Origin of the sequence: Pedobacter sp. PF22-3 (genome assembly GCF_026239555.1) — a bacterium.
GTDB lineage: Bacteria > Bacteroidota > Bacteroidia > Sphingobacteriales > Sphingobacteriaceae > Pedobacter.
The window spans coordinates 293,307-313,489 of sequence record NZ_JAPIVP010000004.1 but is presented as its reverse complement, the minus strand read 5'-3'; the positions used below and the strand labels follow the sequence as shown (position 1 = coordinate 313,489).

Annotated in this window: 16 protein-coding genes; 11 read left to right on the top strand and 5 right to left on the bottom strand. The window is 37.8% G+C overall.

The window, feature by feature from the left end:
• Positions 1 to 6: 6 nt before the first annotated feature.
• The 9 genes from rplA (at position 7) to OQX63_RS07905 (ending at position 13,330) form a co-directional block, all read left to right on the top strand.
• On the top strand, positions 7 to 705 hold the full coding sequence (rplA, locus tag OQX63_RS07945; RefSeq protein ID WP_025143259.1) for a 50S ribosomal protein L1: 699 nt from the start codon (positions 7 to 9) through the stop codon (positions 703 to 705).
• A 2-nt stretch (positions 706 to 707) separates the two neighbouring features.
• On the top strand, positions 708 to 1,229 hold the full coding sequence (gene rplJ / locus OQX63_RS07940) for a 50S ribosomal protein L10 (RefSeq protein ID WP_090502367.1): 522 nt from the start codon (positions 708 to 710) through the stop codon (positions 1,227 to 1,229).
• 66 nt (positions 1,230 to 1,295) lie between these two features.
• A complete protein-coding gene (gene rplL, locus OQX63_RS07935) occupies positions 1,296 to 1,673 on the top strand; it encodes a 50S ribosomal protein L7/L12 (protein ID WP_010601097.1) in 378 nt (125 codons plus the stop codon).
• Between the two features lie 157 nt (positions 1,674 to 1,830).
• The gene (rpoB, locus tag OQX63_RS07930) at positions 1,831 to 5,634 is read left to right on the top strand and encodes a DNA-directed RNA polymerase subunit beta (protein ID WP_090502369.1); all 3,804 of its coding nucleotides are present in this window, start codon (positions 1,831 to 1,833) and stop codon (positions 5,632 to 5,634) included.
• A gap of 75 nt (positions 5,635 to 5,709) precedes the next feature.
• Positions 5,710 to 9,996 carry a DNA-directed RNA polymerase subunit beta' gene (rpoC, locus tag OQX63_RS07925; RefSeq protein ID WP_265850360.1) on the top strand — a complete coding sequence of 1,429 codons (4,287 nt, stop codon included), beginning with the start codon at positions 5,710 to 5,712 and terminating at the stop codon, positions 9,994 to 9,996.
• A 91-nt stretch (positions 9,997 to 10,087) separates the two neighbouring features.
• Positions 10,088 to 10,330 (top strand): hypothetical protein, encoded by a 243-nt coding sequence (locus OQX63_RS07920; RefSeq protein WP_265850359.1) that lies wholly within the window; start codon positions 10,088 to 10,090, stop codon positions 10,328 to 10,330.
• Between the two features lie 75 nt (positions 10,331 to 10,405).
• Positions 10,406 to 10,717: a DUF3467 domain-containing protein gene (locus OQX63_RS07915; RefSeq protein ID WP_029279713.1), complete on the top strand. Its 312-nt coding sequence runs from the start codon at positions 10,406 to 10,408 to the stop codon at positions 10,715 to 10,717.
• A 78-nt stretch (positions 10,718 to 10,795) separates the two neighbouring features.
• Positions 10,796 to 12,019: an OmpP1/FadL family transporter gene (locus OQX63_RS07910; RefSeq protein ID WP_265850358.1), complete on the top strand. Its 1,224-nt coding sequence runs from the start codon at positions 10,796 to 10,798 to the stop codon at positions 12,017 to 12,019.
• A gap of 12 nt (positions 12,020 to 12,031) precedes the next feature.
• Positions 12,032 to 13,330, top strand: a complete 1,299-nt coding sequence (locus OQX63_RS07905; RefSeq protein ID WP_265850357.1) for an SGNH/GDSL hydrolase family protein — start codon at positions 12,032 to 12,034, stop codon at positions 13,328 to 13,330.
• Between the two features lie 45 nt (positions 13,331 to 13,375).
• Here the strand turns inward: OQX63_RS07905 and miaA are convergent, their stop codons facing one another.
• The 4 genes from miaA to OQX63_RS07885 form a co-directional block, all read right to left on the bottom strand.
• Entirely contained in the window at positions 13,376 to 14,311 is a 936-nt protein-coding gene (miaA, locus tag OQX63_RS07900) for a tRNA (adenosine(37)-N6)-dimethylallyltransferase MiaA (RefSeq protein ID WP_265850356.1), read from the bottom strand.
• 96 nt (positions 14,312 to 14,407) lie between these two features.
• A complete protein-coding gene (locus tag OQX63_RS07895) occupies positions 14,408 to 15,055 on the bottom strand; it encodes an IS1096 element passenger TnpR family protein (protein ID WP_265850355.1) in 648 nt (215 codons plus the stop codon).
• Positions 15,056 to 15,154: 99 nt separating this feature from the next.
• Positions 15,155 to 16,609 (bottom strand): CCA tRNA nucleotidyltransferase, encoded by a 1,455-nt coding sequence (locus OQX63_RS07890; RefSeq protein ID WP_265850354.1) that lies wholly within the window; start codon positions 16,607 to 16,609, stop codon positions 15,155 to 15,157.
• 90 nt (positions 16,610 to 16,699) lie between these two features.
• Complete coding sequence (locus tag OQX63_RS07885; protein WP_265850353.1) at positions 16,700 to 17,266, bottom strand: L-threonylcarbamoyladenylate synthase; 567 nt, start codon at positions 17,264 to 17,266, stop codon at positions 16,700 to 16,702.
• A 206-nt stretch (positions 17,267 to 17,472) separates the two neighbouring features.
• Between OQX63_RS07885 and OQX63_RS07880 the strand changes: the two genes are divergently transcribed.
• Positions 17,473 to 18,024: a DUF4136 domain-containing protein gene (locus tag OQX63_RS07880; RefSeq protein ID WP_265850352.1), complete on the top strand. Its 552-nt coding sequence runs from the start codon at positions 17,473 to 17,475 to the stop codon at positions 18,022 to 18,024.
• Positions 18,025 to 18,202: 178 nt separating this feature from the next.
• Positions 18,203 to 18,757: a DUF4136 domain-containing protein gene (locus tag OQX63_RS07875; protein ID WP_265850351.1), complete on the top strand. Its 555-nt coding sequence runs from the start codon at positions 18,203 to 18,205 to the stop codon at positions 18,755 to 18,757.
• Positions 18,758 to 19,026: 269 nt separating this feature from the next.
• On the opposite strand, the gene OQX63_RS07870 is transcribed toward OQX63_RS07875, so the two are convergent.
• Positions 19,027 to 20,136 (bottom strand): glycosyltransferase family 4 protein, encoded by a 1,110-nt coding sequence (locus tag OQX63_RS07870; protein ID WP_265850350.1) that lies wholly within the window; start codon positions 20,134 to 20,136, stop codon positions 19,027 to 19,029.
• Positions 20,137 to 20,183 lie beyond the last annotated feature (47 nt).

The window sequence follows — 20,183 nt, the reverse complement described above, 5'->3', positions numbered from 1 at the left end:
ACAACAGTGGCGAAATTAACTAAAAATCAAAAAAAGGCACATGCTAAAATAGAAGCTGGTAAAGCTTATACTTTGAAGGATGCTGCTGCTTTGGTAAAAGAAATCACTACTACTAAATTCGATGCTTCAGTTGATATTGATGTATCTTTAGGTGTAGATCCGCGTAAAGCCAATCAAATGGTACGTGGTATTGCTACTTTACCACACGGAACAGGTAAAACTGTACGTGTTTTAGCTTTGGTAACTCCTGATAAGGAAGAAGAAGCAAAAGCAGCTGGCGCAGACTTCGTAGGTTTAGACGAGTATGTAGCTAAAATTGAAGGTGGTTGGACCGATGTAGACATTATTATCACTACACCAGCTTGTATGGCTAAGGTAGGTAAATTGGGCCGTGTTTTAGGTCCAAGGAACTTAATGCCTAACCCAAAATCTGGAACAGTAACCAACGAAGTTGGTAAAGCTGTAACAGAAGTTAAAGCAGGTAAAATTGATTTTAAAGTAGACAAAACGGGTATCATACACGCCTCGATAGGAAAAGTATCATTCCCAGCAGACAAAATTTATGAGAATGCTCTTGAGATTATTCAAGTAATTTCTAAATTAAAACCATCTGCTGCAAAAGGAACTTATTTTAAGAGCATTCACGTGTCTTCTACAATGAGTCCTGGGATTGCAATTGAAACAAAATCAGTAGCGGGGATCTAATCATGAACAGAGAAGAAAAAAACGAAGTAGTTTTAGAACTACAAGGACAAATGCAGGAATTTGGCAATTTTTATATTGCTGATACTTCTAGCCTTTCTGTTGAGCAGATCAATAACATCCGTCGCAAATGTTTCGAAGGTGATATCGTAATGAAGGTTGCTAAAAACTCTTTAATCCGCAAAGCGATTGAAGGTTTAGACGGTGATGCTTCTGAGATATACGAAGCGCTTAAAGGTTCATCATCATTATTATTCTCAAAAACAGCTAACGCTCCGGCGAAGTTGATTAAAGCTTTGAGAAAAACATCTGATAAACCGGTGCTTAAAGCAGCGTTCATAGATTCATCAGTATACGTTGGCGATGACCAATTGAATAACTTAGTAAGCTTGAAATCAAGAGAAGAGCTTATCGGAGATATCGTTGGATTATTACAATCACCAGCTAAAAATGTTCTATCTGCACTTCAATCAGGCGGTAGCAAAATTGCAGGAATTGTTAAAACTCTTCAAGAAAGAGAAGGTTAACGAACACCTTAAGTTCGCAAATTAAACAAAATTATTACACACGTAAATTTTTAAAATCTTAATAAAATGGCAGATTTAAAAGCGTTTGCTGAGCAATTAGTAAACTTAACAGTAAAAGAAGTTAATGAATTAGCTCAAATCTTAAAAGATGAGTATGGTATTGAGCCTGCAGCTGCTGCTGTAGTTGCTGGTCCTGCTGCTGGTGGTGATGCACCTGCTGCTGCTGCAGAAAAAACATCTTTTGATGTAATCTTAAAAGAAGCTGGTGGTCAGAAATTAGCAGTTGTAAAACTTGTTAAAGATTTAACTGGTTTAGGTTTGAAAGAAGCTAAAGACTTAGTAGACGGAGCACCAAAAGAATTAAAAGCTGGTGTTGCTAAAGACGAAGCAGAAGCTCTTAAAAAACAATTAGAAGAAGCTGGAGCAGTAGTTGAGATTAAGTAATCACTTAACTTAGCTAAGCTAAAAATGTATCAGACACCGACTGAAAATGTCGGTGTCTTTACCTGTTTATAAACATCTCATTTTGTTTGGTTAATGAGCCTGTTTGAAATTCGAACCAAACAAATAGTTTATTCTTAAACTAAAATCTTTTAGTCCATTGGCAAAGACAGTCGAACAAAGAGTAAATTTTGCAACAAGTAAGCACATTATAGACTATCCGGATTTTCTGGATGTGCAATTGCAATCATTCAGAGAATTTTTCCAGATAGATACCACATCAGACGATCGCTCTAGCGAAGGTTTGTTTAAAGTGTTTGCTGAAAACTTTCCAATAACAGATTCAAGAAATATCTTCGTATTAGAGTTTCTTGATTATTTTGTTGATCCGCCACGTTACGATATACATGAGTGTATTGAGCGTGGATTAACCTACAATGTTCCATTAAAAGCAAAGCTTAAGCTTTCTTGTAATGATGTAGAACATGAGGATTTTGAAACCATTATCCAGGATGTGTATTTAGGTACAATCCCGTATATGACACCAAAAGGTACATTTGTTATCAACGGTGCAGAACGTGTTATCGTTTCGCAATTACACCGTTCTCCAGGCGTGTTCTTCGGCCAAAGCCGTCACACTAATGGAACCAAATTGTATTCTGCCCGTGTAATTCCTTTCAAAGGTTCATGGATCGAGTTTGCTACAGACGTTAATAACGTGATGTATGCATATATCGATCGTAAGAAAAAATTCCCGGTTACCACTTTATTACGTGCTATCGGTTACGATTCTGATAAAGATATCTTAGAACTTTTTGATCTTGCTGACGAAGTAAAAGTTAGTAAATCTGGTTTAAAGAAATACATCGGTCGTAAACTGGCTGCAAGGGTATTGAAAAAATGGGTTGAAGATTTTGTTGATGAAGATACTGGTGAGGTAGTTTCTATCGACCGTAATGAAGTGATTCTTGAAAGAGAAACCGTTTTAGAAGACGAACACATTGATATGGTTATCGAAGCTGGCGTAAAAAGCATCATCTTATCAAAAGAAGATGGCGCAAGTCAGGCGGATTATACCATTATATATAATACATTACAAAAGGATACCTCTAACTCAGAAAAAGAAGCTGTAGAAAACATCTATCGTGCTTTGCGTAACGCAGAACCACCTGATGAGGAAACAGCCCGTGGTATCATTGATCGTTTATTCTTTTCAGATAAACGTTACGATTTAGGAGATGTTGGTCGCTACCGCATTAACCGTAAATTGAAGATGAATACCCCTGATGAGGTTAAAGTTTTAACAAAAGCAGATATTATTGCAATTGTTAAATACCTGATCAAGTTGATCAACTCAAAAGAGGAAGTGGATGATATCGATCACTTGTCTAACCGTCGTGTACGTACGGTAGGTGAGCAATTGTACGCACAATTTGGTGTTGGTTTAGCCCGTATGGCCAGAACAATCCGTGAGCGTATGAATATTCGCGATAACGAGGTGTTTACCCCAACTGATTTGATTAACGCCCGTACGTTATCATCAGTGATCAACTCTTTCTTTGGTACTAACCAGTTATCTCAGTTCATGGATCAAACGAATCCATTAGCAGAGATCACTCACAAACGCCGTTTATCGGCTTTAGGTCCAGGTGGTTTATCGCGTGAGCGTGCCGGTTTCGAGGTACGTGACGTTCACTATACTCACTATGGTCGTTTATGTACTATTGAAACTCCAGAGGGACCAAACATTGGTTTGATTTCATCACTTTGTGTGCATGCAAAAATCAATAATTTAGGTTTCATTGAAACACCATACAAACGTGTTGAAGATGGTAAAGTAGTTGTAGATTCAGACGTTATTTATTTATCTGCAGAAGATGAAGATGGTAAAACCATCGCTCAGGCAAATGCAGAGTATGATGATAAAGGTAACTTTACCACGCCACGTGTTAAAGCACGTTACGAGGGTGACTTCCCGATTATTGAGCCTGAGAAATTAGACTTGATGGACGTTGCACCTAACCAGATTACTTCAATTGCTGCTTCGTTAATTCCGTTCTTGGAACATGATGATGCGAACAGGGCTTTGATGGGATCGAACATGCAACGCCAGGCCGTACCATTGTTACGTCCTGAAGCACCAATTGTTGGTACAGGTTTGGAAGGTCGCGTGGCACGTGACTCAAGAACTTTGATCAACGCAGAAGGTGACGGTGTTGTAGAGTATGTTGATGCTAATGAAATCACCATTAAATATGAGCGTAACGAAGATGATCGTTTGGTTTCATTTGAAGGTGATAGCAAAACTTACCGTTTAATTAAATTCAAAAAAACCAACCAGAATACTTGTATCAACTTAAAACCAATCGTTAAGAAAGGTCAGAAAGTTACTAAAGGACAAGTACTTTGCGAAGGTTATGCAACTGAAAATGGCGAATTGGCATTAGGTAGAAACTTAAAAGTTGCGTTCATGCCTTGGCAAGGTTTCAACTTTGAGGATGCGATTGTAATCAACGAGCGTATTGTTCGTGATGACGTTTTCACTTCATTGCATATTGAAGAGTTTGAATTAGAAGTACGTGATACTAAACGTGGAGAAGAGGAATTAACACCAGATATCCCGAACGTTTCTGAAGAGGCTACTAAAGACCTTGATGAAAACGGTATTATCCGTATTGGTGCTGATGTAAAAGAAGGTGATATTTTAATTGGTAAGATCACTCCAAAAGGAGAATCTGATCCTTCACCGGAAGAGAAATTACTACGTGCAATTTTTGGTGATAAAGCAGGTGATGTTAAAGATGCGTCTTTAAAAACTCCTCCTTCAATCCAGGGTGTGGTAATTGATACTAAATTATTCAGCCGTGCTAAGAAAACTACAAAAGCTGAAGAGAAATCGGCAATTGAGAAATTAGACAAAGGATATAACAATATCACTGAGAAATTAAAAGCAGAATTAGTTGACAAATTATTCACGATCGTAAACGGAAAGACATCTCAGGGTGTATTTAACATTTACAAAGAATTATTGGTTGCTAAAGGCGCTAAGTTTACTCAGAAAATTTTAGCAGAGCTTGATTATAACCACATTAGCCCTAACAAATGGACTACTGATGATGATAAAAACGAGCTGATTAAAATGTTGCTTCACAACTACGGTATCCGTGTTAACGAAGAACTTGGTGCTTACAAACGTGATAAATTCGCGATCAGTGTAGGTGATGAGCTTCCTTCAGGAATCGTACAGATGGCAAAAGTTTATGTGGCTAAAAAACGTAAATTAAAAGTAGGTGATAAAATGGCAGGTCGCCACGGTAACAAAGGTATTGTTGCACGTATTGTACGTGATGAAGATATGCCTTTCTTAGCTGATGGTAGCCCGGTTGATATCGTGTTGAACCCACTGGGTGTACCTTCACGTATGAACCTTGGTCAGATCTACGAAACCGTATTGGCATGGGCCGGTAAAGAATTGGGTGTTAAATTTGCTACTCCGATTTTTGATGGTGCTACGCATGATGAGGTGGAAGAATGGATCGCTAAAGCAGGAGTCCCTGCTTCAGGAAAAACCTACTTATACAATGGTTTAACAGGTGAGCGTTTCGATCAGACTACCACTGTAGGTATTATCTACATGTTGAAATTAGGTCACATGGTTGATGATAAGATGCACGCCCGTTCAATCGGACCATACTCATTAATTACACAACAACCATTGGGTGGTAAAGCCCAGTTCGGTGGTCAGCGTTTTGGTGAGATGGAGGTTTGGGCATTAGAGGCATTCGGTGCAGCTAATATTCTTCAGGAGATCTTAACCGTTAAGTCGGATGATGTAATCGGAAGAGCTAAAACTTACGAAGCCATCGTTAAAGGTGAAAACCTACCAACACCAGGTGTACCAGAATCGTTCAACGTATTGGTACATGAGTTACGTGGATTAGGTTTAGATATTACATTAGATTAATTAAGCTGAAAGACTAAAGACTAAAGCTAAAAGCAGCTTTGGTCTTTAAGCTTTCCGCTTTAACCTTACATAAGTATGTCTTACAAAAAGGATAATAAATTAAAAAGCAATTTCACATCAATCACGATTAGCTTATCGTCTCCGGAAATTATTTTGGAACGTTCAAGCGGTGAGGTGTTGAAACCAGAAACCATTAACTACCGTACTTACAAACCTGAGCGTGATGGTTTGTTCTGTGAGCGTATTTTTGGTCCGGTAAAAGATTACGAATGTCATTGCGGTAAATACAAACGTATCCGTTACAAGGGTATTGTTTGTGATCGTTGTGGTGTTGAAGTAACAGAAAAGAAAGTACGTCGTGAGCGTATGGGGCACATCGCTTTGGTGGTTCCTGTTGCACACATCTGGTATTTCCGTTCATTACCAAACAAAATCGGTTATTTATTAGGTTTACCTACTAAAAAATTAGATTTAATTATCTATTACGAGCGTTATGTAGTTATTCAATCAGGCTTAATGGCCGATGAAGGTATCAACTACATGGACTTCTTAACTGAAGAAGAATATTTAGATATCTTAGATAAATTACCTAAAGAAAACCAATACTTAGACGATAAAGATCCTAATAAATTCATCGCCAAAATGGGTGCTGAAGCATTAGAAGATTTATTAAAACGTATTGATTTAGATACTTTATCTTACGATTTACGTCACCAAGCAGCTAACGAAACTTCTCAACAACGTAAAAATGAGGCTTTAAAACGTCTTCAGGTTGTTGAAGCTTTCCGTGGTGCCAATACCCGTATCGAGAATCGTCCTGAATGGATGATTGTTAAAATCGTTCCGGTTATTCCACCAGAATTACGTCCGTTGGTTCCATTAGAAGGTGGCCGTTTTGCTACTTCAGATTTAAATGATTTATACCGTCGTGTAATTATCCGTAACAACCGTTTAAAACGTTTGATCGAGATTAAAGCGCCAGAGGTAATTTTACGTAACGAAAAACGTATGTTGCAGGAAGCTGTGGATTCGTTATTCGATAACTCACGTAAAGTTAACGCAGTAAAAACTGAAGGTAACCGTGCTTTGAAATCACTTTCAGATATCCTGAAAGGTAAACAAGGTCGTTTCCGTCAGAACTTATTAGGTAAACGTGTGGATTATTCAGCTCGTTCGGTAATTGTTGTAGGGCCTAGCCTTAAATTACACGAGTGCGGTATTCCTAAAGATATGGCTGCTGAGCTTTACAAACCATTCATTATCCGTAAGATGATTGAGCGTGGTGTGGTAAAAACAGTTAAATCTGCTAAGAAAATCGTTGATAGAAAAGATCCATTAGTTTGGGATATTTTAGAAAATGTATTAAAAGGTCACCCGGTATTATTAAACCGTGCACCTACGTTACACAGACTAGGTATTCAGGCTTTCCAGCCAAAATTAATTGAAGGAAAAGCGATCCAGTTACACCCATTAGTTTGTACTGCATTCAACGCCGATTTTGATGGTGACCAGATGGCTGTGCACTTACCGTTAGGTAACGCAGCAATTTTGGAAGCCCAGGTATTAATGTTGGCTGCACACAACATCTTAAACCCTGCAAATGGTACACCGATTACTGTACCTTCTCAGGATATGGTTTTGGGTCTTTATTATATTACTAAAGGCCGTAGAACAGATGAAACTAGAGTAGTTAAAGGACAAGATTCTGCTTTCTATTCTCCAGAAGAAGTTATTATTGCTTATAACGAGAAAGAATTAGACTTGCACGCATTTATCAAAGTAAGGGTAAATGTTAAACAAGCTGACGGTTCTATCGTTAATAAATTGACTGAAACTACTGTAGGTAGGGTATTGTTCAACCAAATGGTTCCGGAAGAAGTTGGTTATATCAATGAATTATTAACCAAAAAATCTTTAAGAGATATTATTGGTGAAGTAGTGAAAATGACTGGTATGGCCCGTGCTTCTCAATTCTTAGATGATATCAAAGAATTAGGTTTCAAAATGGCATTCCAGGGAGGTTTATCGTTCAACTTACAAGACGTAAACATTCCGGTAGAGAAACATACTTTATTAGAACAGGCAGCAGCTGAGGTTGAAGAGGTAAGAAACAACTATAACATGGGTTTCATTACCAACAACGAGCGTTACAACCAGATTATCGATATCTGGACCCGTATCAACAACAGGTTAACTACTTTCGTTATGACCCAGTTATCGTCAGATAACCAAGGTTTTAACTCAGTTTACATGATGCTTGATTCAGGTGCACGTGGATCTAAAGAGCAGATTCGTCAGCTTTGCGGAATGCGTGGTTTGATGGCGAAACCTCAAAAATCAGGTTCAGGCGGTGATATCATCGAAAACCCGATCTTATCAAACTTTAAAGAAGGTTTATCGGTATTAGAGTACTTTATCTCTACTCACGGTGCGCGTAAAGGTTTGGCGGATACGGCGTTAAAAACGGCGGATGCGGGTTACTTAACCCGTCGTTTACATGATGTGGCACAGGATATGATTGTTAACGATAACGATTGTGGTACTTTAAGAGGTATGTATACTACCGCTTTAAAAGATCAGGAAGATATCGTTGAGCCATTATACGACAGGATTTTAGGCCGTACTTCATTACATGATGTGTACAATCCTTTGGATAATACATTATTAGTAGGTGCGGGTGAAGATATTAACGAAGATGTAGCTAAATTGATCGAAGAATCTCCACTAGAGGGTATCGAGATCCGTTCAGTATTAACTTGCGAATCTAAACGTGGTGTTTGTGCATTATGTTATGGCCGTAACTTAGCATCTGGTAAACGTGTTCAAAGAGGTGAGGCAGTTGGTGTAATTGCAGCACAGTCAATCGGTGAGCCGGGTACACAGTTAACACTTCGTACTTTCCACGTGGGTGGTACTGCATCAAACATTGCTGCAGAATCTAACATCGTAGCTAAGTTTGATGGTGTAATCGAATTCGAAAATATCCGTACTGTTGATACACAAACAGAAGATGGTACTGTACAGGTTGTATTAGGCCGTTCAGGTGAGTTTAGAATTGTTGAGCCAGGAACCGGACGTGTTATTGTAACCAACAACATTCCTTACGGTGCATTCTTGTTCGTAAAAGAAGGTGATAAACTTTCAAAAGGTGATAAGATTTGTTCGTGGGATCCGTACAACGCGGTTATTTTATCAGAATTTGCTGGTAAAGCACAATTTGATGCCATTATTGAAGGTGTAACCTTCCGTGAAGAATCAGATGAGCAAACTGGTCACCGTGAAAAAGTAATTATCGATACACGTGATAAAACCAAAAACCCTTCAGTTCAGATTGTTGATAAGAAAGGTGAATTCATTAAAGGTTATAACATTCCAGTAGGTGCCCACGTTTCAGTTGATGAAGGTGAGGCTATCCAAACTGGTCAGATTATCGCTAAGATTCCTCGTGCAACTGGTAAAACCCGAGATATTACGGGTGGTTTACCTCGTGTAACAGAATTATTTGAAGCACGTAACCCATCTAACCCAGCTGTAGTAACTGAGATTGATGGTGTGGTAACTTTAGGTGGTGTTAAACGTGGTAACCGTGAAATCACAATCGAATCTAAAGATGGTGAAGTTAAAAAATACCTTGTTCCATTGTCGAAACACATCCTTGTACAGGATAACGACTTTGTGAAAGCTGGTATGCCATTATCTGATGGTTCAATTTCTCCTGCTGATATCTTATCAATTAAAGGCCCTGCAGCGGTTCAGGAATACCTGGTAAATGGTATTCAAGAGGTTTACCGTTTGCAAGGTGTGAAAATTAACGATAAGCACTTCGAGGTAATTGTTCACCAGATGATGCAAAAAGTTCACATTGAAGATCCGGGTGATACTATTTTCTTAGAAAACAATGCTGTTGACCGTTGGGATTTTGCTGACGAGAACGATGCGATGTACGACAAGAAAGTGGTTGAAGATGCAGGTGATTCTACAGATTTCAAACCAGGTCAGATTGTTTCATTACGTAGATTAAGAGACGAAAATTCTCAATTGAAACGTAAAGATTTAAAACAGATCACGGTAAGAGATGCAAGACCGGCAACTGCAAGTTCTATCTTACAAGGTATTACACGTGCATCATTGGGTACTAAATCGTTCATTTCTGCGGCTTCGTTCCAGGAAACTACGAAAGTATTAAATGAGGCAGCGATTGCAGGTAAACGCGATAATATGTTAGGCTTGAAAGAAAATGTGATCGTTGGTCACTTAATTCCTTCAGGTACTGGTGTACGTGGTTACGAACGTATCATTGTAGGTTCTCAAGAAGAATACGATAAATTATTAGCTTCGAAACAAGAAGAAGTAGAAGCTTAATATTTTTGATATTTTTTTAAAAACTCCCTCAAACCGAGGGAGTTTTTTGTTTGGAATAGATTTTGTAACTTTAATAAATTAAAAATAAACCATGAGTGTTACAGAAATTCAACTTTTTCTGATCTTAAAAGCTAAACTAGGCGAACAAGAAGCAGAGCAGTTGGTTTCTTTTGTTAAAGCCGGGGTTAAATCTGAATTTGATAATAAACATGAGATCTTAGCTACCAAAGAAGATATAGCCAATATGCAAAAAACAATATGTGTAGTAGGATTAATTCAATTTTTTGCTATTATTGGATCAGTGATAGGGATTGTAAATTTTATGATAAAATAGAATATTTAATTAAGTACTAATATTATATTCTCAATTCCGCCATTAAGCAGCGGAATTTTTTATTTTTGAACCATTATGGAAGAACAACAAAACGAGAATCAATTAAACATAGAATTATCAGAAGAAATTGCTGAAGGAATTTTTTCTAACCTGGCTATTATTACCCATTCCAACACAGAATTTGTATTGGATTTTATCCGCGTAATGCCGGGTATTCCAAAAGCAAAGGTAAAGTCGAGGATTATTTTAACCCCGGAACACGCAAAACGTTTATTATCAGCATTAGAAGATAATATTCAAAAATTCGAAGCCGTAAACGGTCGTATTAAAACTCAAGAGGAACCACCTTTTCCGATGGGCTTCGGTGGACCGACTGCTCAAGCCTAAAACGCATAAAAATTCTTACGAACAAAAGTTTGTTTGTTATGTTGGCATAGTATATATTTGTGATATAACCATTTATAAATGAAAAAAATTTTATTGAGCGCATTACTTTCTGCCCCACTTTGGGTTTTGGGGCAGGGTTTCCAGGTTAATTTACAAGGTCAGAAGCAAATTGGTATGGCTGGTGCGGGTTCTGCACTGGCTTTAGATGAAGCTTCTGTATTTTATAATCCAGGTGCAGTAACTTTCTTAGAGAAAAACTCAGTTTCAGCAGGAGTAAACCCATTATTATTTAAATCAGCCTTTAAACAAACAGGTTCAAATGTTACGGAGAATGTGAAGAACAAAATTGCTCCTCCTTTCGAATTTTATGCTGTTTGGGGACCTAAATCGAATAAATGGAAGTTGGGTTTAGGTGTTTATACCCCATTTGGTGGTTTAGTTGATTGGGGAAATGACTGGTCTGGCAGATATGCACTAACCTCATTAAATTTAAAAGCCATTTATTTCCAGCCCACTTTAAGTATAAAAATTACCGATCGTATTGGTATTGGTGCTGGTTTTGTATACAATCATGGAGAGGTAAACCTTCAAAGGGCATTGCCGGTAAACTATCCCGACGGCCGCTCTGGCCATGCTACCTTAGAAGGAACTGGAAAAGGTTATGGATGGAATGCAGGTTTATACATTAAAACCTTAAGCAATATTTCATTTGCATTAGTTCACAAATCGAAGGTAATTACGAAATTAGACAATGGTACTGCCGAGTTTGATGTGCCAAATTCACTGAGGTCATCATTCCCTGCAGGAAATACCTTTAACGCAGAGTTACCCTTACCTTCAACAACAAGCTTGGGTATAGGCATTCCGTTATCACAAAGCACTACATTAGCGTTTGATGCCAGTTGGGTACAATGGCATATTTACCAGGATTTATCATTTGATTATGCAACCAATACTCCGGCATTGGCCGATACAAAATCTGCCCGTAACTATCGCGATGGTTCTTCATTTAAGTTGGGAATTAATCACCAGGCTTCAGAAAAACTTGCGTTAAGGGCAGGGGTTGGTTATGCTTTTTCTCCGGTTCAAGACGGTTATGTAACACCAGAAGCACCAGATGCTGATCGTTACATCTTAAGTGCTGGCTTAGGTTATACGCCTACCCGTCATTTCGAAGTAAATGCATCATTCTTTTTTGAGGATGTTAAATCGCGTAAACAGCGGAATATAGAAACCGGCCTGGATGGTACCTTTAAAACTTTGGTTTATGCACCAGGTATTTCGTTAACTTATAAATGGTAGGAGAAATTACAAATGAAAAAATATATATTAAATAGTTTCGTTGCTGCTGCCATTCTTTTTACCGCGGCCTGCAAACCAGAAATTGAAACTCCCGCAGGTACCTCAGCAGGACAAGCAAATTTCAGCAAGTACATTGCTATAGGTAACTCTTTAACCTCAGGATATGCCGACGGTGGCTTATATTTGGAAGGACAAAAAGTTGCTTATCCAAACTTAATTGCAGCGAAGATGACTTCAGTAGGGGGAGGAGCTTTTACTTCTCCGTTTTTTACTGACGCACAAGCTAATGGTTCGGGATATATTTCACTTACAGCTTTAGTAAATGGCACCCCAACTTTAACTCCTGTAGCAGGTAATGGCTGGAGAGATACACCAACCAATAGTCGTTTATTTAAGTATTCAGGCGAAATTCAAAATTTAGGGATTCCTGGTATGCGTGTCGATTTATCCTTCGATCCAACACTTACTTTTAGTGCCGCCAATCCTTTTTTCGAGCGTTTATTAACTGATGCGCAAGTAGGCAAAACCAATTATTTTCAATATATCCAGGGAAGAAACCACACTTTTTTCTCCATCTGGTTGGGAAATAACGATGTATTGGGTTATGCTTTGAATGGTGCCGTAACTGTTACCGGTGATCCAACTACAGTATTAACTGATAAAGTAACCTTTTCATCATTGTATGCTAATTTGTTAAATGCTTTAACCGCTGGTGGTCAGAAAGGTATTGTGGCTACCATTCCTGATGTAACGGCTGTTCCTTATTTTAATACGGTTAAGCCTTCGCTGCTACTTGCTGCTGCAAGGGCCGCTAATCCTGCCGCTCAGGCCGTATTTATTCAAACAGGTACAGGTTCGGTAAGGGTAGCCACTGATGAAGATTTAATCCGTTTACCTTTTCAATCCGCTGGTTTATTTGGTCAGGGTACTATTCCTTATGGTTTACATCCGTTAAATCCAATCGCAAATAACTGGGTACTGGATAAAGATGAGGTGATTAAGGTAAAAGATTATGTAAATAGTTATAACAGCAGCATTAAATCTATCGCAACCAGTAAAGGTTTAGCGATAGCAGATACATATGCTTATTTTAATCAGGTAAAAGCTGGTATAATGGTACAAGGTATTGGCATCAATGCCGCATTTATTTCCGGCGGAGCCTTCTCTTTAGATGGGATTCATTTAACGCCAAGAGGAAATGCGGTAATTGCCAATGTATTTATTGATGCCATTAATGCAAAATATGGTTCTACTATTCCAACTATTGATGCCACGCAATATAGAGGAGTGAAATTTCCAGATGCAAAATAAGATATAAAGATTTATGTAAAAGGGGAGTATTTATGCTCCCCTTTTTTATTTTCCGGTTATTTTATTCGTCACAAAGTGGATAATGTCTGTACGTTCATCAGGTTCAAACCAGTTGATTTCCTCATCTTTTCTAAACCAGGTAAGCTGACGCTTGGCAAAGCGACGGGTGTTCTGTTTGATCGCGGCAACGGCATCTGCAAGAGTTAATTTTCCGTCCAGGTAATCGAAAAATTCACTATAACCTACCGTATTTAGCGCATTATATTTTCTGAATGAGATGAGCGATTTTACTTCATCTACTAAGCCATCAGCCATCATTTGATCAACTCTGCTGTTAATTCGATCATAAAGAATAGCCCGATCGGTATTTAACCCTACTTTAATAATATTAAATGGTCTTTCCTTTTTTGTTGCCGAAAGCATTGAAGAAAGTTTTTGACCCGTTGATAAATACACCTCCAAACCCCTGATCATTCTTTGTGGATTTTGTTGGTCTACTTTTGCAAAATACTCAGGGTCTAATTCGGCCAGCTGACTTTGTATAACAGCTAAGCCTTCTTCTTCAAATTGTTTATTTAGTTTTTCCCTGATTGATAAATCGATATCAGGCATTTCATCTAAACCATTTATTAAAGCATTTACATATAATCCAGAGCCTCCTACCATAATAGCGAGATCATGGTTTTGGAAAATTTCTTCCAATTTCTTTAAACCTTGTACCTCAAAATCACCTGTACTAAATAATTCCTTTACAGTGTGAGAGTCAATAAAATGATGCTTAACCGCAGCCAGTTCTGCTGCATTGGGTTTTGCAGTGCCTATTGCCATTTCTTTAAAAAACTGGCGGGAATCTGCAGAAATAATTTCTGTGCCAAAATGTTGTGCCAGCTGGATAGCTAAGGCTGTTTTGCCAATGGCAGTAGGGCCAACAACGGATATTAAGGTTTTGTTTTTTTTTAAAAATTGTTTAGCTGTCAGCATAATTATTTTAAAAGAAAAAGTCAGATGAGCTTTACATCTGACTTAAAATTTATTTAGATAGATGCTGAAATAAATTCAGCATGACGGTAAAGAAGATTAATAGTCATCTTTGTGGCTCTCATCTTCGAAGTGATCGTCATCAGAAAATTCATCTCCAAATTCGTCTTCTTCATTTTCTTCGTCTTCGTCCCGCTCTTTCTCGTTGATCCCCATTTCGCCCATAGCTTCTAATTCGTCGGTATCTTCAGGTACAAAGTTCATTTCATTTAAGAAATCAAATTCACTGGCTGCCGCCGCCGCACCTCTAGGGTCAACAGCTTGTGGACTATTTTGCTCCATTATTTTTGGCGCTTCACCTGTGCTTTTGGCTAAAAATGGATATTCGATATTAGGGTCTGCATCCAGTATGATTTTTACCAGTTCTACATGGAAATCATAAGGGCGATCGAAATTATAGATATAGTAAAACTTTTGATGTGGATCTTCAATAAAACCGCTCAGTTTGGAATTCTCCATTAAAACTACACGGTCTTTTTTACGTTCGTTTGGTAAATAAGCAATTTCATCGCCTTTTAGCCAATTATCGGTACTTACATAAAAAGAAGAAGGTTTCTCTGCATTATAACCAGTAGATCTGTGAATAGCCTTATGGAGGTCTTCAAATGTTTGGTTTGATTTAATGTCGATCTCTCTCACAACATCATCAAAATCTTCAAAAGTAATTCTAAATTTATAAATAGCCATTATTGTATTTTGGAACAGTAAAAATAAAGTTAATTTATAATTACCACAAACATGATGTGCCCTAAAAGGCACCATATTCATATTGTTACGGCAATTAAATTATTTATTAACAGGATTTAATCCCATTTGTTTTGCCTGATTGAGCATAAAATTAAACGCTTCCTGATAATCGTTTGTGATCTCACCTTCCAATATGGCCTCACGAATAGCGTTTTTAATGATACCCACTTCTTTACCTGCCTCCAGACCAAAAGTTTCCATAATATCGTTACCAGTAATTGGAGGTTGCCAGTTTCTGATTTTATCACGTTCTTCAACATCCCTGAGCTTTTGTTTTACCAGTTCAAAGTTGTTTCTGTATTTTGTTTTCTTGTATTCGTTTTTGGTGGTTACATCGGCATTGCATAGTAACATCAGGCTTTCAATTTCTTCTCCTGCATCAAAAAGTAATCGTCTTACGGCAGAATCTGTAACAGTTTCCTGTGCCAGCACAATTGGACGTAAATGCAGTTGAACCAATTTTTGCACATACTTCATCTTTTCATTTAAAGGAAGTTTCAGCTGTGCAAATATTTTCGGAACCATTCTTGCCCCTCTATCTTCGTGGCCGTGGAATGTCCAACCGTGGCCTTCTTCAAAGCGTTTGGTAGCAGGCTTGGCTATATCATGTAAAATAGCTGCCCAGCGCAACCATAAATCATCGGTATCTGCACAAATATTGTCCAATACTTCCAGTGTATGATAAAAATTGTCTTTATGTCCTTTTCCTTTAATAATTTCCACGCCATAAAGCTGCGCCATCTGAGGAAAAACGAGATGTAATAATCCGGTATCGAAAAGGTATTTAAAGCCTATCGAGGGCTTTTTGGAGAGAATGATTTTATTCATCTCGTCTGTAATCCGTTCTTTTGACACAATAGCGATACGCTGTTTTTGTGCCTTTATCGCGTTAAGTGCGACTTGATCTATGTTGAAATTAAGTTGTGAAGCAAAACGGATGGCCCGCATCATGCGTAATGGATCATCAGAAAAGGTAATTTCAGGATCAAGCGGCGTACGGATCAACTTATTTTCGAGATCTTTAATCCCGTCAAACGGATCCAGCAATTCACCAAAATGTTCCGCATTTAAATTGATCGCTAGCGCATTGATGGTAAAATCTCTCCGGAGCTGGTCGTCTGCTAAAGTACCGTCTTCCACAATGGGTTTACGCGAATCAGAACGATAGGATTCTTTCCGGGCGCCTACAAACTCAATTTCTAAATCCTGAAATTTGATATTTGCTGTGCCGAAATTTTTAAAAACAGCCACTTTTGCGTTTAGTTTTCTGCCAACAGTTTCAGCATATGCTATTCCGCTGCCCACAACAACCACATCAATATCTTTTGAAGGGCGATCTAAAAATAAATCGCGAACAAATCCTCCGATTACATATGCTTCGGTTTTGTTCTTATCGGCAATTTGTGATAAGGTTTTAAATATTGGATTTTGTAGGTGTACCCCTAAATCCCCTGAAAGGGACTTGGGGTTCCCTTCGTTTAAATCAGACTGCATATGTAAGGGTAGTTTATTTGTTCAAAATTAAGCAAAACATTTGGTCGGTAAAGACTATCAAAGATTCAAAGCCCCTTTAGGTATTGGGCTTTACTTTCGAATAAATTCAAACTGTCCACCAGGTGAAAGTTTCATGATGGTTGATGGTTTTTTGTTCGTCCGATTTTCCTGGTCAAAATCTACCACATAATCAACAGCATGGATGATTTCATGATCAATGTCGTCAAAGAATTTTGGCGAAGGTTGTCCGCTTAAATTTGCTGAGGTAGAAACGATAGGTTTTCTAAAACGTTGGATTAGTGGTGTACAGAAATCGTGTTTAACAATTCTGATGCCTATACTGCCATCTGCGTTAATTACATTTGGAGCCAGATTTTTGGCGTCTGAAAAAACGATGGTAAGTGGGTTTTCTGCATATTCGATCAGGTCGTAAGCCACTTCGGGTATTTCAGTAACATAACTCTGCAGTTTGCTGTCTACATCCAATAAAACAATTAAGCTCTTTTCAGCGGGACGATTTTTTATTTTAAGCACTTTATCTACCGCTTCAGGATTTGTGGCATCGCAGCCTATTCCCCAAATGGTATCGGTAGGATAGAGGATCACCCCGCCTGATTTTAATACTTCTAAAGCTTTGTTAATCTCATCTTTTAGCATTTTGCAAAGTTAATTTATTAAGAGGAAGTTTAGATAATCTTAATGTGTATTTCATGTTGGTGTCAGATATTTCTATATGAAACATACATATCAATAAAGTAATATTTAAGATCGTAACATATTCTTTATCTTTTATTTATTTCAACTGATGTGGTTTAATCCAATAAACTAGTATTTTAGTAATAGGTTATTAAATAAAACATCAAATGAAACACACACTTAAATGGGGTATGCTGATTACTATTGTAATGGCATTTACCAGTTGCATCTCTGTGCTTACCGCATCAGATTACGATAAGAAAATCGATTTTTCTAGGTTGAAATCCTTTGCTTATTACGAAAAAGGAATTGAACATTTGCAATTAAACAATCTCGACAAGCCCAGGATGTTAAATGCAGTTGAAATTGCTATGGCAAAAAAAGGTTTTGTTAAATCAGCTCAGCCAGATTTTTTAGTTAATGTAGCGATTTTGAGCAGCATGAATACGAGGGCAGATTGGGGTTATAGTGGAGGCGGTTATCAATGGGATGCAACTTCATTATCCTATCAATGGAAAGATTCGCAATTTGGCCCCCTCAGTTCCAGCAAGCCATATCAAAGTGGCACCATTATTATTGATTTTTTGAATCCTGAAACCAAGGCAATTATGTGGCATGGGGTAGGGTCAGGTTTTAATTTTGATGATTATGAGAATAGAGAAAACAGGATAAATCTGGCTGTTAAACAGATCTTATCGGAATATCCTCCGATTTATTAATTTGATCCATTTAATCCTATTGTAAAATATTTAGTCTGAGTGATATAACGTCAAAACATAATCAAGTAGAAATCGTTTTATAGATAAAATCTGATTGTAAAAAAATGTTAAATGATTTCCATTTTGATATGCAAGATCGTTATATTTATGTCGGGTTATTTATACAACAACGCACAAAATGAGAACAGCACAAAAATTATTAATGCTTTTTACAGTGGTATTGGCATTAGCAGGATGTACAACACTCCGCACCGCATCAGATTATGATAAAGATGTTGATTTAAGCGGTTATAAAACTTACAATTTTTACGATAAAGGTATCGCAAGAATTAAGCTCAACAATTTAGACAAGCGCAGGTTAATGGCTGCGGTTGAATCTGAAATGAATGCGAAAGGCTTTACAAAATCAGATCGCCCAGATCTATTGGTTAATTTGGTAGTGGTTGCCCGCGAAAAAACCGATGTATATGGCCCAGGTTATTATGGCGGCTGGGGATGGGGCTGGCGTGGTGGCTGGGGAAATCCTTTCTGGGGTGGGGGAACCTACGTGAACCAGTATATTGACGGTACCATTGTTATTGATTTTCTGGATCCGGCTAAAAAGATTTTATTCTGGCACGGACAGGGATCAGGTTTTAACCTTGATAACTTTAATAAAAGAGAACAACGTTTGTATACCGGCGTAAAAGAAATATTGGCGCAATATCCATCAAATGGTGTTACGGCTAAATAAGTAGTAAAAATTAATATTATAAAAGGGCTTTTGAATTTTAAATAATTCGAGCCCTTTTTTTGTTAACACAAGTCGATTAGTATTGGGTTATAATGATTGCTTTTGATAGCTCTTTTACCTACTGCGATCGTCATGCTGAATTTATTTTATTAGCAGTTTTTATTGTTTTAAAGGCCTAATAGCTACTTCGTGGTCAGCATCTTTTTAGCATGAAAGACCCTGAAATAAATTCAGGGTGACGACACGCATAAAAAATATATATGTAACGATTAAAGAGACAGATAGCAATCCATTAATTGCTGCGTAACTATAGGACTATTGAATTTTTGAACAAATTCCAACCCTTTTTCCTTCATTTCTTTTTGTAGTTGAGGACTTTCCACAATTTGATTAATTGCTTTTGCTAATCCGGTAGCATCTTTTGGGGATATGTATAGACTATTAGGACCACCAGCTTCCTCCAGACACGAGCCCGTTGCTGCAACTACCGGAACGCCCGAATATAAAGCCTCAATAACTGGGATGCCAAACCCCTCGTAAAAGGAAGGATAAACAAAAACACTCGCCATTTGGTAAATGCCAGGCAAATCGGTAAAAGGAATGTTTTTTAAGAATAAGATCCTGTTTTTAAGGCCAAGCTTTTCTATTTCTTTCTCAACACTCTTAAAATAGGGAGTTTGCTTACCTATCACTACCAATTTGTATTCATCGTTTACTTCTTTTAGCGACTGGATAGCCAATGTTAGATTTTTACGTTCTTCAATAGTGCCAACATTCAGTATATATTTATCTGGCAGTTTGTAGGTAGCCTTAATCCTGCTTAAAGTTTCTTTAGGGAATGGTGTTTTAAAACTATCATCACAGCTTTGGTAAATTACTTCAATTTTTTCTGGGTTAATTCCATATAAATCGATAATATCTTCCTTGGTTTTTTGGCTGATCGCGATAATCTTATTGGCCCGTTTGCAAGCAGATTTACTTTTCCATTCGTATAATTTCCGGTCGATAAATTTGTAATACTGCGGATAGCGAAGAAAAATCAAATCATGTATGGTCACAATTGATTTAATTCTGGTATGCTGTATGGCTAACGGAATTTCATGACTGAGGCCATGAAAAATCTGACAGTCATCCTGGGTTAAATCTTTTAGAATATTTAACGTTCTCCATAAAAAAGCCCCGTTGTTGGGAAGCTTCAGTTCGATGTTGTCTTTTTCAAAAAAAGTATCTATCTGTTTGGCTGATTTTACCTTTGGGGCATAAACCAAATACTCGTGTTCAGGAAACTGATCTGACAGGTGCTCAATTAAAGAACGGCTGTAATTGCCTAAGCCAGTTAAATTATTGGCAGCACGCTTGCCATCGTATCCTATTTTCATTAGAGGTTTAAGGTTTGAGGCATAAGGTGTAAGGTCTTGATGTTACC

Coding starts and splice junctions, on each gene's coding strand:
- OQX63_RS07920 (WP_265850359.1), top strand. CDS start 10,088: ATGAGTGTTACAGAAATTCAACTTTTTCTGATCTTAAAAGCTAAACTA.
- OQX63_RS07885 (WP_265850353.1), bottom strand. CDS start 17,266: ATGCTAAAAGATGAGATTAACAAAGCTTTAGAAGTATTAAAATCAGGC.
- rpoC (WP_265850360.1), top strand. CDS start 5,710: ATGTCTTACAAAAAGGATAATAAATTAAAAAGCAATTTCACATCAATC.
- OQX63_RS07895 (WP_265850355.1), bottom strand. CDS start 15,055: ATGGCTATTTATAAATTTAGAATTACTTTTGAAGATTTTGATGATGTT.
- OQX63_RS07910 (WP_265850358.1), top strand. CDS start 10,796: ATGAAAAAAATTTTATTGAGCGCATTACTTTCTGCCCCACTTTGGGTT.
- OQX63_RS07915 (WP_029279713.1), top strand. CDS start 10,406: ATGGAAGAACAACAAAACGAGAATCAATTAAACATAGAATTATCAGAA.
- rplL (WP_010601097.1), top strand. CDS start 1,296: ATGGCAGATTTAAAAGCGTTTGCTGAGCAATTAGTAAACTTAACAGTA.
- OQX63_RS07875 (WP_265850351.1), top strand. CDS start 18,203: ATGAGAACAGCACAAAAATTATTAATGCTTTTTACAGTGGTATTGGCA.
- rplJ (WP_090502367.1), top strand. CDS start 708: ATGAACAGAGAAGAAAAAAACGAAGTAGTTTTAGAACTACAAGGACAA.
- miaA (WP_265850356.1), bottom strand. CDS start 14,311: ATGCTGACAGCTAAACAATTTTTAAAAAAAAACAAAACCTTAATATCC.
- OQX63_RS07890 (WP_265850354.1), bottom strand. CDS start 16,609: ATGCAGTCTGATTTAAACGAAGGGAACCCCAAGTCCCTTTCAGGGGAT.
- OQX63_RS07870 (WP_265850350.1), bottom strand. CDS start 20,136: ATGAAAATAGGATACGATGGCAAGCGTGCTGCCAATAATTTAACTGGC.
- OQX63_RS07880 (WP_265850352.1), top strand. CDS start 17,473: ATGAAACACACACTTAAATGGGGTATGCTGATTACTATTGTAATGGCA.
- OQX63_RS07905 (WP_265850357.1), top strand. CDS start 12,032: ATGAAAAAATATATATTAAATAGTTTCGTTGCTGCTGCCATTCTTTTT.